Consider the following 15,020-nt stretch of genomic DNA (forward strand, 5'->3'; position numbering starts at 1 on the left):
GATATGTATCGAAAGTCGTTTTCCTGATGAATTGAAATACGGCTTTCCTGGTGGTTCACGAAGAATGCGAGCTTTATTCACTCGGGAATTCTCGTCCGATTGACCTGTTGCTCCGGGCATCCGTCCGGATACATTCAGCCGCGGTCGTAGCGGAAGGCCGGGTCCTTCTGGATACGAACCCGGAGCTGCGGCGTGCAGTATCCGTGAAAGGGCCAGTAACAGGGGAGTTAGGAATGGCTCAGGGCGCCGTCAAGTGGTTCAACGCGGAGAAGGGGTACGGCTTCATCGCGGTCGACGGTGGTGCGGACGTTTTCGTCCACTACAGCGCGATCCAGATGGACGGGTACCGGACGCTCGAGGAGGGGCAGCGAGTCGAGTTCGAGATCTCGCAGGGGCAGAAGGGGCCGCAGGCCGACATGGTCCGCGTCACCGCCTGAACCAGGGGGCATCCGCTCCTCTGCTTGAAACGGTCCACACCACGGACTGCACGACACATCGCAGCACAACACTTGTCCCGATCTCTCGTCCGACCTGTTGTCCGATGGTCGGATCGGATGCGTATCGGGTGTGATCAGTGACCGGGGCCCGGCCTTCCCGCCATGCGGGGGCCGGGCCCCGGTCGTTGTGCGTGCGGCCGCGCGGACCCGCGCTTCGTGCGACACGCGCGGGGGTGTGCGCGGACGGGTCGGGACCGGCCGTTGCGCTTGCACTCGGCATGGTCGAGTGCTAATCATTGGCGTTAGCACTCTGGATGTGAGAGTGACAGAAACGGACCGAGCCGGTGAGGCTCGGCACCCGTGAGGGAGGGATCCTCGCGGTGGTCGGGTCGTCCGTCGCGGGCACCTGTGCGGTCCGGCACTCACCCCCGTTCTGGGAGGACTTCACCACATGGCCAAGATCATCGCGTTCAACGAGGAAGCGCGCCGCGGCCTCGAGCGCGGGATGAACCAGCTCGCCGACGCCGTCAAGGTCACGCTGGGCCCCAAGGGCCGCAACGTCGTGCTCGAGAAGAAGTGGGGTGCGCCCACCATCACCAACGATGGTGTGAGCATCGCCAAGGAGATCGAGCTCGAGGACCCGTACGAGAAGATCGGTGCGGAGCTGGTCAAGGAGGTCGCGAAGAAGACGGACGACGTCGCCGGTGACGGCACGACGACCGCGACCGTCCTCGCCCAGGCGCTCGTACGCGAGGGCCTGCGCAACGTGGCCGCCGGCGCGAACCCGATGGCCCTCAAGCGTGGCATCGAGAAGGCCGTCGAGGCCGTCTCCGAGCAGCTTCTCGCGCTTGCCAAGGACGTCGAGACGAAGGAGCAGATCGCCTCCACCGCCTCGATCTCCGCCGCGGACCCCCTGATCGGCGAGATGATCGCCGAGGCCATGGACAAGGTCGGCAAGGAAGGCGTCATCACCGTCGAGGAGAGCAACACCTTCGGTCTCGAGCTCGAGCTCACCGAGGGCATGCGCTTCGACAAGGGCTACATCTCGCCGTACTTCGCGACCGACATGGAGCGCATGGAGGCCGTCCTCGAAGACGCCTACGTGCTCATCGTCAACTCGAAGATCACCTCGGTGAAGGACCTCCTCCCGCTGCTGGAGAAGGTCATGCAGTCGGGCAAGCCGCTCATGATCATCTCCGAGGACGTCGAGGGCGAGGCCCTGGCCACGCTCGTCGTCAACAAGATCCGCGGCACCTTCAAGTCCGTCGCCGTCAAGGCGCCGGGCTTCGGCGACCGTCGCAAGGCCATGCTCGGCGACATCGCCATCCTCACCGGTGGCCAGGTCATCTCCGAGGAAGTCGGCCTCAAGCTCGACACCGCGGGTCTCGAACTCCTCGGCCGCGCCCGCAAGGTCGTCGTCACCAAGGACGAGACGACCATCGTCGACGGTGCCGGTGACTCGGACCAGGTCGCGGGTCGGGTCAACCAGATCCGCGCCGAGATCGAGAACTCGGACTCGGACTACGACCGCGAGAAGCTCCAGGAGCGCCTCGCGAAGCTGGCCGGCGGCGTTGCCGTGATCAAGGCCGGCGCCGCGACCGAGGTCGAGCTCAAGGAGCGCAAGCACCGCATCGAGGACGCGGTGCGCAACGCGAAGGCCGCCGTCGAAGAGGGCATCGTCGCCGGTGGTGGCGTGGCCCTGCTCCAGGCGTCGACCATCGCGTTCGACAAGCTCGAACTGGACGGCGACGAGGCGACCGGCGCGAACATCGTGCGCCTGGCCGTCGAGGCCCCGCTCAAGCAGATCGCGGTCAACGCCGGCCTCGAGGGCGGCGTGGTTGTGGAGAAGGTGCGCAACCTGACCCCGGGTCACGGCCTCAACGCCGCGACCGGCGAGTACGTGGACCTCATCGCCGAGGGCATCATCGACCCGGCGAAGGTCACCCGTTCCGCGCTGCAGAACGCCGCGTCGATCGCCGCGCTGTTCCTGACCACCGAGGCTGTCATCGCCGACAAGCCGGAGAAGAACCCGGCCCCGGCCGGCGGCGCTCCGGACATGGGCGGCATGGACTTCTGATCCACTGAGGATCGGCAGACCTGTACGGTCGGTCGCTTGACGCGAGAGGCGGTCCCCTTCGGGGGGCCGCCTCTTTCGCGTTTCCGCGTGTTCGAGCCTTGTTCGCTCGTTCGAGTGGCGGTGGCGACTTACCCTGAAACGGTCTCCGGGCGGCCGTAGCGTCGTTCTCGTACGACATGGATCGAGGTGGGCGAGGTGGACGAGTTGACCGCACCCGTGATCGAAGTGAGCACCGCCTGGCGCGACATCGTGACCATGTGGAAGGAATTGGAGGCGCCCGAAGGCTGGCGCGCCGAGTTCGACGGAGAGAACATCACGATGTCACCGCCTCCGGGACACAGGCATGAATTGATCGCGGACGACCTCCATTGGCAGCTGCGTCGGGCCGCCCCCGAAGGATGCGGTGTCTTTCAGCATCTCGGCGTGGAGATCATGTCGGTCGGCCGGCTGTGTATTCCCGACCTGGTGGTAATGGCACGGGAAGACGTCGCCACGCCGACTCCGGCGGATCGGGTTCTTCTCGTCGCCGAGATCACCTCCCCGAGCAACGCGGGCACCGATCGTGTCGACAAGCTGCGGGCATACGCACACGGACCGATTCCGCTCTACCTGCTCGTCGATCGGTGGGACAAGGACGGCCCGGCGGCGACGTTGTACTCCGAGCCGGACGGCAAGGTCTACCAGCGCATCCAGCGCGTCGATTTCGGCGGATCGGTGGCCATCCCCGGGCCCTTCGGTATCGAACTGGACACCTCGGACTTCCCCTCGAGGTAATAATCGCCGGCACCGGCGGTACCTCGCTCGTAGGCTCGTAGCGCGACTCCGGGAACTACGCGTTCCTTCTGTCTTGGCGTACAAGCGCTTTTGGGGTGCTTGGGGTTCGAATCCCTATCCGGGACCCGTGACCTGCCCGGAGTCGCGTGCCATCGCACCCGGGGAACTGCGTGTTCGTACAGAGCCGTTTCCCATGGGTTGGAAGCGGTCCCGGCGGAGGGGTCTTCGGACCCCGGTGAAACTTGGACCACACCGGACCCGCGACCTGCCCCGGGTGCCCACGGGGGAGCCTTTCGATGACCGAGATCACGCGCGCCCTGAGCGCCGACAATCCGGCCCGCGCCGAGGCCGCCGCCACCGTCGTCCGCTTCCTGGACGTCGCCGTGGCCGCGACCGGGCGGGCCTCCTTCTACAACACCCGCGACGAGCAGCTCGCCCTGGAGCACGACGCGCACCGCGCGATGATCGCGCTGGACCGGCGGCTGTACGCGGGCCTGGTGTGCTCCCCCGGAGCCACCGACCGCAGCCGGCAGCTCGGCGTGCTGCACCTGCTCGACACGCCCGCGCGCGAGGACGACGGCACCGCCGTGTACGACGCGGTGGCCGCGCTGACCGTGCCGCGCCGACTCAAGTTGTTCGGGCTGCTGGCCGAGCGGCGGGTCAACAACGCGCGGGTGCGCCGGCTGATCCTGCGCAGCGTCCTGGGCTCCGGCTCGCTGGAGTTGTGGTCGGTGCGCTACCGGGACAAGCTCGCCGGCGCCCTGCGGCACGCGTGGGGTCTGCGGCTGAGCGGCATCCTGCGCTCGATCCTGACCAAGCGGCTCGCCGGCGCGGAACTCGACCCGAAGGAACGGCGCATCCTCGCCCTCGAGCTCGACCGCTGGGCGCCGGACCCGACCGACGCCGCCGTCGCGCGCGAGTGCGTCGCGTTCGTGCTCGGCGCCGACGGCCCGTACACGCTGCCGCTCCCGGTCGCGTATCGAGCCGCCCGCACCGACCTGGACGCGGGCGCGGCGCTGCCGCTGGAGACCCTCGAAGGGCTGCGCGGCCGATTCCACCCGGACGAGAAGCCCGCTCGCGTCCTGGAGCTGACCGCCGATCGACTGACCGTCGGCCAGCGGCTCGCCGGGCAGCGGCAGGCCGAGCGCGCGGGCGTCGAGGTCGAGGTCGACCTCGACCGCTACGACGCGGTCCGGCTCTACCTCTACGCGTTCGCGACCGGGATGACCGACGAGGTCGCCGCGGCGCTGGATCGGCGGGCCGTGGCCGGCGCCGCCGGGCTCGACCTGGCCGGCCGTCGGATCGCCCTGGTGCTGGACGGGTCCGCCTCGATGCGCGGCGGCGCCGATCAGCCGCTGCGGCCGATCGCCACGGTGCTCGCGCTGCGCGACGCGCTGCGGTCGGCGTCGGGCGAGTGCCACGACGTGTGGATCGGCGGCGCCCCGGACGGCCGACTGGTGCGGCCCGCCGGCGCCACGGCGGCGGCCGAGGCGCTGGTCGCCGCGCTGCGCACCGGCGCCGAGCTGATCGTGGTGATCGGCGACGGCTACGAGAACGCGCCCGCCGGTCGGTTCGCGCAGGTGCTCGACGCCGCGCACACCCTCGGCGTCGCGGTGCCGGTGGTCCAGCTCTCGCCCGTGCTCGCGGCCGAGGCGGGCGGCCTGCGCGGCTACGCGCCGGACCTGCCCACCGCCCCCGTCCATCGTCCCGAGGCTCTCGAACTCGCTTGGTGCCGGCTGATGTTGGCCGCCGACCCGGCCGCCGCCGTACCCGCCCTGCTGCGCTTGGCCCACCTGGAGGTGACCGGATGAACACCCTCGCCCACGACGCGCTGCCGATCGGCGACCTGCTGACCGGCTGCACCCTGGGTCGGGTGCAGAGCGTCGGCCGAATGCAGGTGTTGCCGCTGCTCGGCGACACCTGCGACGCGCCCGCCGTGACGCTCCCGACCGATCTGTGGATCGGCACGAGCGGCTACGGCACGCTCACCTTCGTCAACCACACGCCGAACGTCGCGCTGGTCCCGTGTCACCTCGCGGTGATCGTCGAGCAGAGCGCGCAGGACCACGCGATGCCGCGCGCCGCCATGGTCGAGCCCTCGGATCGGCTCGCCTTCGACGCGGCGATGTGCGTCCAGCAGACCCAGCCCGGGCTGATCCCCGAGGCACCGCGGCCGCTCGCCGTGCTGCCGCTCGCGCTGCGCGCCGCCGCGTCGGCGAGCGCGGACGCGGACGGGTACAGCAGGTTGTGGCCGGCCGTGCAGCGCTTCAACGTGTCCTCCGGCCTCGCCGAGACCGGGAACCTGGCGCTGTTCCTGAAGCACTTCGCGCTCGAGCTCGAACGTTTCGTCGCCGAGTTCGAGTGCGTCGACGAGCAGGTGGGCGCGGTGGTGCTGCTGGACGGCGAGATCGCCGGGATCGAGCGGGCGCCCTCGCGGGCGTACTGGTCGGTGATGTGGGAGCCGTTGATCCGGTTCTGCTACGGCGCGGAGGCGCTGCGTTACGGTCTGCACGACGCGGGTGATCCGCCGCCGAGCCGGACCGTGCTGAGCCTGCCCGGTGGCGACGGCGCGGCGGCCGGCGACCCGTACGACGTGCTCGCCGAGGCGCTGCGGGTCGCCGACGCCGAGGAGCGGCGGCGCGCCGAGCGCACGCTGGACGCCGCCGGCGCGCAGGTGGTGACGGTGACGCCGGAGCACACGGCCGCCGGTGTCACCGTGGGCCGGGCCCAGAGCGAGCGGCTGGTCGGCGCGTACGCGGTCGGCGGCGACCGGCCGATCTACGCGTCGTTGACGGCGCGCTCGTTCGGCGGCTGAGTGGGCGCGAGGCCGCCGAGCGGGGCGATCACCTCGGCGTCCCGTTCGCAGACCCAGTGCGGGTCCTCGCCCAACTCGGGTTCGAGGTAGAGCGGGTGGTCGTCGTGCCGCGGGCACGGCGGCCACACCGTGCCCTGCTCGGTGAGCGCCTCCTGGACGTCCTGGCCGATCAGTCCGGGGACGTACGCGGCGCCGTCGGGCCACTGCTCGACCCACCACTTGCGCTCGACCAGCGCGTGCTCGACCACGGTCACGGTCTCGGGGGTCTCGACGCCGTGCGTGCGCAGATCGGCCAGGACCAGGGCGCGGGCGGTCAACAGGGCGACGTCGGTCGGATCCTTGCTCATGGTCCACAAGTGTGCGCGATCGCGGCGTATACGAGAATCGACCACGTGGCACTCCTCATCGATCCCCCGGCCTGGCCCGGACGCGGGCGGCTGTGGTCGCACCTCGTCAGCGACGTCTCGCACGCCGAGCTGCACGAGTTCGCGCGCGAACTCGGCGCGCCGGAGCGTGCGTTCGACCGGGATCACTACGACGTCCCGGCCGACCTGTACGCGCGGGCGGTGGCGAGCGGGGCCGAGCCGGTCTCCAGTCGGGAACTGGTGATCCGGCTGACCCGGGCGGGGCTGCGCCGGCGCAAGCAATACCGCCCGCGCTAGACGCGGCGGCGTCCGCCGTGCCGCGCCGGTCGGTGCCGGGTCAGGACTGCTGGCGCGGGATCGTGCCCTCGAGTCGTTCCAGCTCGGCGCGCATGTTGTAGCGGGCCGCCTCCTCGTACCGTGCCGCGCCCAGGCGGGTGTGGAACAGCCGGGGCAGCGACATCAGGTCGCGCAGCACGGCGGCGCGGGCGGCGCGGAACGCCTCGTCCGGGACGAACGCGTACTCCTCGCGGACCGCCGCCGTGTACGCCTCGTAGCGCTCGCGGTCGGCGGCCAGGATGGCCAGGTCCGCGTCGCACAGGACGTGCGCGTTGTGGTCGTGCTCGCCGGGCGCGTGCTCGGCGGTCACCCGGACCAGCCGCACCGTCTCGGCCACCAGGGCCGGGTCCACGCCCGCCTCGCGCAGGCCGCGCTCGGCCAGCCGCGCGCTGCGCTCCTCGTTGTCGGCCCGGGCCGGGTCGTAGACCGCGTCGTGGAACCACGCGGCGAGCACGACCGCGTCGGCGTCGTCGGCCTCGTAGGCCAGTTCGCCGACCAGGTCGAGCACGGTGCGCAGATGGTCGGTGTCGTGATAGCGGCGGTGCGGCTCGGCATAGCGCGCCAGCAGGCTCTCGACGACGGCGCCCGCCTCGGCGTGCTCACCGACGAGCCGGGCCCATTGGTCCCGCAGTGTCACAGTCGCGGACTCCTGGATACGTTCCACCCGGCCAGCATGGCAGAACGAGCGAGCGAAGCCGACCACCAACCGGTTCGACACACGCGGTTCACTCGTATTGGATGCCCGTCACCGATGCGGCAGGACCGGTACCGCCAGCGGTTCCGGGAGCGGGCGCGCGTGCAGCACGACCAGCGCGGACACCGCGCGGGTGAGCACCACGTAGAGCCGACGCAGCCCCTGGGCCTCGGCGTCCACGATCTCGGCCGGTTCGGCGACCGCGACGTGGTCGAACTCCAGACCCTTGGCCAGCGACGCGGGCACCACGCTGATCCGAGCCTCCTCGGCGCCGCCCTCCTCGCCCAGCACCCGGTGCGCGACGCCGGTCGCGCGCAACGCGTCGGCCACCTCCGACACCCGCGCGTCGGCGCAGATCAGGCCGATCGAGCCCTCGTGCGCGAACAGTTCCAGGGCCGCGTCGGCGGACCGGGCGGCCAGTTCGTCGGCCTCGACCGGGCGCAGGGCGAGCGCGCCGGCCGCCTGGCGGACCGAGGACGCCGGGGCCAGCCCGGGGGCGATCACCGGCAGCAGTCGGCTCGCGAACTCCAGGATCTGGAGCGGCACTCGGAAGCCCCGGGTCAACTCCTCGATCCTGGCCCCCTCGTGCCCCAGGTGGTGCAGCGTCTGCGCCCAGCCGGGGGTGGCCCACGGCGTGGTGCCCTGCGCGATGTCGCCGAGCACCGTGGCCGAGCCGGTGGAACAGCGCCGGCCCACCGCGCGCAGTTGCATCGGGGACAGGTCCTGCGCCTCGTCGATCACCACGTGTCCGTAGCCGCCGGTGCGGTAGAGCAGGTCGGCGGTCTCGTCCACGAGCACCGCGTCGGCCACGGTCCAGCGGGCGGATCCCACCCCGCGCGGCGGCGTGGCCCAGCCGATCGCGGCCTGTTCGTCGGCGGTCAGCACGCCGTCCGCGCACGCGGCCCGGAACCCGGCGTCGCCCAGCAGTCGGAACACCAGCTTGAGCGGGTCCACCGCGGGCCAGATCGCGTCCACCGCCGCCTTGACCGGTCGGCTGCGCGCGACCGCGTCCTGGACCCGGTCGTCCGGGGATTCGCCGCGCTCCTCCATCTTGGTCAGCAGCGCGTGCGCGAGCCGTTGGCGGAGCATGTCGCGCGCGGCGCCGTAGCGCACGTCGCGTGTGCGCAGCGCGGCCACCAGTTCCTCGACCTCGTACACCGCCAGTCGCCATGTGCGCGAGTCGCGGACCACGGCCACCGACTCGGTCGGCGCGCGCAGCCCCGACCACACCGCGCGCCGGAGCACCTCGGCCATCCGCGCGTCGCCCTTGATCGTGCCGGACTCCGCCTCGTCGAGTGCCCGGACCTTGATCTTGGAGCTACGGGTGACCAGGTCCTCGACGGTGGTCTGGCCGACCTCGATCTCGCCCAGCGCGGGCAGCACCTGCTGGATGTAGTCGAGGAAGGACCGGTTCGGACCGACCACCAGGGTGCCGCTGCGGGCGAGGCGGTCCCGGTAGGCGTACAGCAGCCAGGCCACGCGGTGCAGGCCGACGGCGGTCTTGCCGGTGCCTGGCGCGCCCTGGACACACAGCGTGTGGCCCAGGTCGGAGCGCACGATCTCGTCCTGCTCGGGCTGGATGGTCGCGACGATGTCGCGCATCGGCCCCACACGCGGGCGCTCGATCTCCGCCGCGAGAATCCCGCTCGCGGTGTCCGCCTCGTCCGGGTCGCTCAGGTGCTCGTCCTCGAACGCGGTCAACTCGCCCGCCGTCCAGCCGAACCGGCGGCGCAGTTCGACGCCGAGCGGCTCGGCGCGGTTGGCCCGGTAGAAGGCGCGGGACAGCGGCGCGCGCCAGTCCACCACCATCGGGTCGCCGAGTTCGTCGTGCACGTGTCGGCGGCCGATCCAGAAGGACTCGACCGGCTTGCTCGGGTCGGCGCTCACCTCGACCGGTTCGACGCCCTCGACACCGTCGGCGAACCGCCCGTCGACCCGGCCGAAGAACAGCGGCGAGCCGGCGTGGTCGGCCAGCGCGGCGATCCGCTTGGCGATCAGGTGTTGTGCGGTCTCGTTGGCGACGGCGGTGGCACCGACGTCGCGCAGGTCCAGTGCCTCGGTCTCCTCGCGCATCCGGCGCAGCGCGGCGCGGGAGGAGTCGAGGTAGGCGCGTTCGACGGCGAGCGCGTCGTGGGCGGGCAGGGCTGGGCCGGGTGTGGCGGGCGCGGACATGTCTCTCCGGTTCGTGGCGGCGACGGATCGGAGCCCGGCCGTGCGCGATGCCACGTCCTGGTGCGCCCCTGCGGAGGGCACGGGCCGAGCGCCCGGAGGCGGCGGCCCGCGCGGCCCACCGGTGCCGGGCGCCGAGGACGGTTCCCGATCACTGCACTGGGTGGGACAGCGGAATCAGCGAGCCTAGGCCAGTCCGGCTCTCCCATCAACTCCCTATCGCAGGCCATGCTCTGTTGCCGAGGTGTGGAGGCGAGCGGGCGAGCGGGCGGACGGACGGACGGACGGACCGCGAAGCGGCACCGGGTGGGTGACGGCCGAACACGTGCGGGTCGATGCGCGGGTTCGACGCCCGGGTTCGACACGCGGGTTCGACACCCGGGGTCGACACGCGGGTTCGATGCGCGGGTTCGACACCCGGGTCCGACACGCGGGTTCGACGCCCGGGGTCGACACGCGGGTCCGACACGCGGGTCCGACACGCGGGTCCGACACGCGGGTCCGACACGCGGGTCCGACACGCGGGTTCGACGACGGCGTGGGCGCGTGGGCGATCGCTCGGGGCGGTGGGCGGGGTGTCGATCGTGGTGAAGGGGACGGTGGTTCGGGGATGAGGGCGTGGACGGCGAGGACGGTGCTCGCGATGGCACTGGTGGCCGGGGTCGCGCTCGCGCCGGCTCCGCCGGGCGGTGGGCGCGGAGGTCGGGTACCGACCGGTTTCGAGCGACGCGGCGGGACCACCTGGACGACGCTCTCCCAGGAGCGCGACCTCCTGCGCGACCTGGTCTCGGCGAGCCCGGGTCCGGAACGGGCCGGATGGGGCGCCGCGCGGGTCACCGTGAGCCGGGTCGGCACCAGCGCGCGCGGCCGGGCGCTGGAACTGATCACCGTGGCCGGGACGAGCACGGTGCCCGAACCGGTCCGCGTGTTGTTCGTGTGCGGTCAGCACGGCGATGAGCCCGCCGGTCGGGAGGCATGCCTGAAGCTGGTTCGGGACCTGGCCGCCGATCGTTCGCCGGCGGGGCGTCGGCTGCTGGAGCGGGTCACCGTCCTGGTGCTGGCCACACCGAACCCGGACGGACTGGTGGCGGGCACCCGCACCACCGCGGAGGGGGTGGACCTCAACCGCGGCCACGTGGCGGTGAGTTCGCCCGAGGCCCGGGCCATCCGGCGGGTGCTCCGGGAGGCCCGCCCGCACATCGTGCACGACCTGCACGAGTTCGACGTACCGACCGGCACATACCCGACGCCGACCCTGTACCTGTGGCCGCGCAACCTCAACGTGGCGCCCGAACTACGCTCCCTGGCAGTCGAGTTGGCACGCGATCGGATCGGCACCGCGCTGCCCGCGGCGGGCTGGGCTGCGGGTGTCTACGGAGAGGGCACGGCGGGTCGGCAACTCGGCGGTGACGCGGACGAGCGGCTGCTGCGCAACGCAGCCGGGCTGAACCACGCGGTCGCGGTGCTGGTCGAGATCGCCCGGCGGCCCATCTCGGCTCTGGAACGCGCGGATCCGGGCCTGCTCGGGCGGCGGCGGGTGGCCGCGCACCTGGTGGCCGCGCGGGCCACGCTGCGGATGGCCGCCGAGCGCGGCGACACCATCGTCGCGGCGGTACACGCGTCCCGGGAGCGGGCCGTGCACGGCGGCGGACCAGTGTATTTCGACGGGGCCGACAACGTCCCGGTCGGCCGAACGGCAGTCGCGCCGATGCCGTGCGCGTATCGGCTGACACCGGCCGGGTACGCCGACGCATGGGCCGCGTTGACCGCGCACGGCATCCGGGTCGAGCCCGACCTGCGGGTGGAGACGGCGCAACCGGCGGGCGCGATGGCCGCGTTGCTGCTGGACCCGAGGGCACGCTTCGCGGTCGCCGAGGCAACCCCCTTGCCCTGCGCGGGTGGATCACCGGCGACCGGAGACGAGTCCTGACGCGACGCGCGGACAGGACGACTCCCGAACGATCACGAGGCCGGCGGCGAGCCCCGACCGAGTGCACGAGCGCGAGGATCCCGAGCGAGCGCACACGTACGAACCCGCCGCGAGCGGTGCTCTCCACGTGTGCAGTGCTCTCGTCGCACGCAAGAGAGCACTGCACACAACGAGAGCGCTGCGCACGTGGAGAGCACCGCCCGTGACGAGAGCGCTGCTCACAACGAGAGCAGTGCTCGCATTAGGAACACAGCTCGCCGCAAGAGCACCACACACCACGAGAGCACCGCTCGCCGCAAGAGCAACCACTCGCAACGAGAGCATCGCTCGCCGTAAGAGCATTGCTCCGCTCGCCGCGAGGGCACCGCCCATACCGAGAGCACTGCTCGCAGTGAGAGCACTGCTCACAACGAGAGCACCGCTCTCGCGCGCGTGAGAGCACCACCCATGACGAGAGCACTGCTCACAGCGAGAGCAGTGCTCGCCGTAAGAGCACCGCCTTTACGAGAGCGCTCACGGCAAGAGCACCGCTCGCATTAGGAGAACAGCTCACAGCGAGAGCACCGCTCGCCGTAAGAGCATTGCTCCGCTCGCCGCGAGAGCACCGCCCATGACGAGAGCACTGCTCGCAGTGAGAGCACTGCTCACAACGAGAGCACCGCTCACGGCGAGAGCGCCGCACACGGCGAGAGCGCCGCACACAGCAAGAGCACCCTCGCAGCGAGAGTGTCAGTCACACTCAAGAGCACCGCTCACAACGAGAGCACCGCACACACTCCACGCCCCCACACAGCGCTCACACCGAGAACGGACCCGCTGAACCCGCCTATGCCCCCTCGACCCGGTCGGCGAGCGCGGCCAGCAGCTCGGCGACGCCCTCCGGGCCGGGGACGACCAAGTCGGCGCGTTCGGCCAGGGCGTGCACCTCGGCCGAGCCGCTGCACACGGTGAGGCCGGCGACGCCCTGTTCGCGCAGTTCCTCGACCGCCTCGAACGCGGCGAGATCGCCGAGGTCGTCGCCGGCGAAGAGCACCGACCCGGCCTGCTTCTCCTTGAGGAAGCCGGTCAGCGCGCGGCCCTTGTCCATTCCCCGGGGGCGCAGTTCCAGCACGTAGCGGCCCGGCTCGACGGCCAGGTCGTGCCGCGCCGCGAGTTCGGCGAGCGGGTCGCGCAGCAGCGCGAAGGTGGCGTCCGGGTCCGGGGCGCGGCGGGTGTGCACGGCCAGCGCGCTGCCCTTGTCCTCGATCCAGGTGCTGTTCCATACGTCGAGCGAGTGCAGCAGGCCGGGCAGCGCGAGCCGCACCTCCCCCACCCCGCGCGGTGGTTCGGGCGCGCTGACCCGGCCGGTCGCCGCGTCCCAGCGCTCCAGGCCGTAGTGGCCCAGGACGACGAGTTGTTCGAGCCCGGCGACGCCGCGAAAGCGGCCGTACTCGACGGCGACCGCGGCGGGGCGACCGGTGACGATCACCGTCGCCGCCAGGTGCGGGGTCAATCGGGACAACGCCCGGACCGCGCGCATGTCCGCGCGGGCCTGGTCCGGGCGGTCTACGATCGGGGCGAGCGTGCCGTCGAAGTCGAGCGCGACGACCGCTCGGGCCGGCTCGCCGAGCAACGCGGCAAGGCCCGTGCGACCGGCCGGCGTGGTGGGTTCGGGCAGCGTGGACCGGTTCGAGGTCATGCCGACCAACCTACCCAGTGGTCAGCGAACCGAGCAGGCGATCCGCCGGCGGCACCACCTGGTCGTCGACCACGATCACGGTGAGTCGATGCAGCGGGATGCCGGCGAAGGCGGGCTTGATCCGGCCGATCCCGGGCAGCGCGGCGGCCAGCGCGCGCGCCTGCCGTTCCTGGCCGACCGGGTGGTAGACGGTGGTGGCCGGGACCGCGCCGCGGAACACGTCGGTCCCGCTGACCTCCCAGCCCGCCGCCTCCAGCCGTCGGGCCATGCGCTCGGCGAGCGTGGGCACCTTGGTCTGGTCGAGCAGCACCACCTTGCCGCGCGCTCCCCGGGGCGCCGAGGGGGCCCGGGCGGGCGGCGCCGGGCGGGCCGACGCGGCAGGGGCCGCGACCGGGGCCGGTGCGGGAGCGTTCCGGGCGCGGTCCGCGGCCACGCGGGTCGCGGGCTCGTCCCGGCCGACGGCGAGCGCGCCCGCCACCGCGCAGAGCGCCAGGAGCGCGGCCACCGGGAGCAGGCCGCGCCGGGGACGCCCGGGCCCGGCCCGGCCCGTGGGGGCAGGGGACGCCCGCAGCCCGCCGATCAGATCGCGCTCGGTCGGCACCGCACGCCCGCCGACGACCGCCTCGGCCCGCTCGGCCCGTTCGGCTCCTCCGGCCCGCTCGGCCCACTCGGCGCCTCCGGCTCGCCCGGCGCCTCCGGCTCGCCCGGCGCCTTCGGCTCGCCCGGTCCGCTCGATCTCCTCGGCCCACAGGTCCTCGTTGGTCCAGATCAGGCCGTACCGACCGAAGCCGGCGAACACGTCGTACTCGTCCCTGCGGCGGGTGAACACCCCCGGCCCCTCAGCGCCCGGGACGACGCGCGGTGGAGCGGGCCTGTTGCCGAGCCTCGCGCAGCCGACGCAGCCGCTGCACCAGCATCGGGTCGTGTTCGAGCGCCTCCGGCCGGTCGAGCAGCGTGTTCAGCACCTGGAAGTAGCGGGTCGCGGAGAACCCGAAGCGGTCGCGCACGGCGCGTTCCTTGGCACCCGCGTGCTTCCACCACTGGCGTTCGAATTCGAGGATGTCCCGGTCCCGGTCGGACAACCCGCCGGCGGGAACCGCCTCGGAGGGGGTCGCCGCGGCGCCCTGCCCGGGAATCACGGGCGGCTCGGGCCGCGCGTCGTGTTCCTCGCCCATCGGTCACCCCTTCGGTACCTCGCCCGGGCCCGTCGACCCGCTTCCGGCATTGTGCCCGCCCGTGCCGACGGACCATCGCACCGGCGCGGTGATTCGCCGGAAAAGCCCACGAATCACCCGAGGGAGGGCGTCACGGCTGTGGCTTATATGCTCCGCCGCATGTCTACTTTTGCCGTCCATATCCCCGCCGCCGAACTCGAAGTCGACCCGCTCGACCCGGCCCAGATCGTCTCCGGCACGCCCGAGGTCTCGGGCAAGGTCCTGTGGGAGTCCGAGGACGGCAAGCAGATCCGCGGCATCTGGCAGATCACCCCGGGCGTGGTGACCGACACCGAGGCCAACGAGCTGTTCGTGGTCGTCTCGGGCCGAGCCACCATCGAGATCCGGGGCGGCGCGACGATCGAGGTCGGACCGGGCGACGCGTGCGTGCTCGAAGAGGGCGACGAGACGGTGTGGACGGTGCACGAGACGCTGCGCAAGGCGTACCACATCACCCTGCCGTAGCCGCCGTGTCCAGGAACACGCCGAAGCCCACAGGCCCCCGAGACCTGTGGGCTTCGTGTTTCCCGG

General features: G+C 72.0%; 14 protein-coding genes. 8 read left to right on the top strand and 6 right to left on the bottom strand.

All coding sequences use genetic code 11. The features are described from left to right. Positions 1-233 precede the first annotated feature (233 nt). From OG948_RS15995 to OG948_RS16015, 5 genes are all read left to right on the top strand, one after another. Positions 234-437, top strand: coding sequence for a cold-shock protein (locus tag OG948_RS15995; RefSeq protein WP_020557826.1), 204 nt, complete (start codon positions 234-236; stop codon positions 435-437). 451 nt (positions 438-888) lie between these two features. Continuing rightward, positions 889-2,514: a chaperonin GroEL gene (gene groL / locus OG948_RS16000; protein WP_020557825.1), complete on the top strand. Its 1,626-nt coding sequence runs from the start codon at positions 889-891 to the stop codon at positions 2,512-2,514. Between the two features lie 195 nt (positions 2,515-2,709). Next, the gene (locus OG948_RS16005; protein WP_406297204.1) at positions 2,710-3,288 is read left to right on the top strand and encodes a Uma2 family endonuclease; all 579 of its coding nucleotides are present in this window, start codon (positions 2,710-2,712) and stop codon (positions 3,286-3,288) included. A gap of 296 nt (positions 3,289-3,584) precedes the next feature. Further along, positions 3,585-5,099 (top strand): hypothetical protein, encoded by a 1,515-nt coding sequence (locus tag OG948_RS16010; protein WP_406297205.1) that lies wholly within the window; start codon positions 3,585-3,587, stop codon positions 5,097-5,099. Beyond that, complete coding sequence (locus OG948_RS16015) at positions 5,096-6,103, top strand: ARPP-1 family domain-containing protein (protein ID WP_406297206.1); 1,008 nt, start codon at positions 5,096-5,098, stop codon at positions 6,101-6,103. Before OG948_RS16010 ends, OG948_RS16015 begins: the two co-directional genes overlap by 4 nt. Here the strand turns inward: OG948_RS16015 and OG948_RS16020 are convergent. Continuing rightward, positions 6,067-6,450: a hypothetical protein gene (locus tag OG948_RS16020; RefSeq protein WP_395874552.1), complete on the bottom strand. Its 384-nt coding sequence runs from the start codon at positions 6,448-6,450 to the stop codon at positions 6,067-6,069. The two genes, OG948_RS16015 and OG948_RS16020, sit on opposite strands and share 37 nt — an antisense overlap. A gap of 45 nt (positions 6,451-6,495) precedes the next feature. Between OG948_RS16020 and OG948_RS16025 the strand changes: the two genes are divergently transcribed. Continuing rightward, the gene (locus tag OG948_RS16025) at positions 6,496-6,765 is read left to right on the top strand and encodes a DUF4031 domain-containing protein (protein ID WP_406297208.1); all 270 of its coding nucleotides are present in this window, start codon (positions 6,496-6,498) and stop codon (positions 6,763-6,765) included. Positions 6,766-6,805: 40 nt separating this feature from the next. On the opposite strand, the gene OG948_RS16030 is transcribed toward OG948_RS16025, so the two are convergent. Both OG948_RS16030 and OG948_RS16035 read right to left on the bottom strand, forming a co-directional pair. Further along, complete coding sequence (locus OG948_RS16030) at positions 6,806-7,435, bottom strand: metal-dependent phosphohydrolase (RefSeq protein ID WP_395874572.1); 630 nt, start codon at positions 7,433-7,435, stop codon at positions 6,806-6,808. 114 nt (positions 7,436-7,549) lie between these two features. Then, complete coding sequence (locus OG948_RS16035) at positions 7,550-9,670, bottom strand: HelD family protein (protein ID WP_406297210.1); 2,121 nt, start codon at positions 9,668-9,670, stop codon at positions 7,550-7,552. A 607-nt stretch (positions 9,671-10,277) separates the two neighbouring features. Here OG948_RS16035 and OG948_RS16040 point away from each other — a divergent pair. After that, positions 10,278-11,597: a M14 family metallocarboxypeptidase gene (locus OG948_RS16040; RefSeq protein ID WP_406297212.1), complete on the top strand. Its 1,320-nt coding sequence runs from the start codon at positions 10,278-10,280 to the stop codon at positions 11,595-11,597. 826 nt (positions 11,598-12,423) lie between these two features. Here the strand turns inward: OG948_RS16040 and otsB are convergent. From otsB to OG948_RS16055, 3 genes are read right to left on the bottom strand one after another with little or no spacing between them, the layout of a single operon-like run. Then, positions 12,424-13,275, bottom strand: a complete 852-nt coding sequence (otsB, locus tag OG948_RS16045) for a trehalose-phosphatase (protein ID WP_395874560.1) — start codon at positions 13,273-13,275, stop codon at positions 12,424-12,426. Between the two features lie 10 nt (positions 13,276-13,285). Next, a complete protein-coding gene (locus OG948_RS16050; protein ID WP_406297213.1) occupies positions 13,286-14,104 on the bottom strand; it encodes a LytR C-terminal domain-containing protein in 819 nt (272 codons plus the stop codon). Between the two features lie 10 nt (positions 14,105-14,114). Beyond that, positions 14,115-14,450, bottom strand: a complete 336-nt coding sequence (locus OG948_RS16055) for a DUF3263 domain-containing protein (protein ID WP_406297214.1) — start codon at positions 14,448-14,450, stop codon at positions 14,115-14,117. Between the two features lie 159 nt (positions 14,451-14,609). Between OG948_RS16055 and OG948_RS16060 the strand changes: the two genes are divergently transcribed. Continuing rightward, positions 14,610-14,954 (top strand): cupin domain-containing protein, encoded by a 345-nt coding sequence (locus tag OG948_RS16060; protein ID WP_406297216.1) that lies wholly within the window; start codon positions 14,610-14,612, stop codon positions 14,952-14,954. The last annotated feature ends 66 nt before the right edge of the window (positions 14,955-15,020 follow it).

Source organism: Embleya sp. NBC_00888 (genome assembly GCF_045207655.1).
Lineage (GTDB): Bacteria > Actinomycetota > Actinomycetes > Streptomycetales > Streptomycetaceae > Embleya.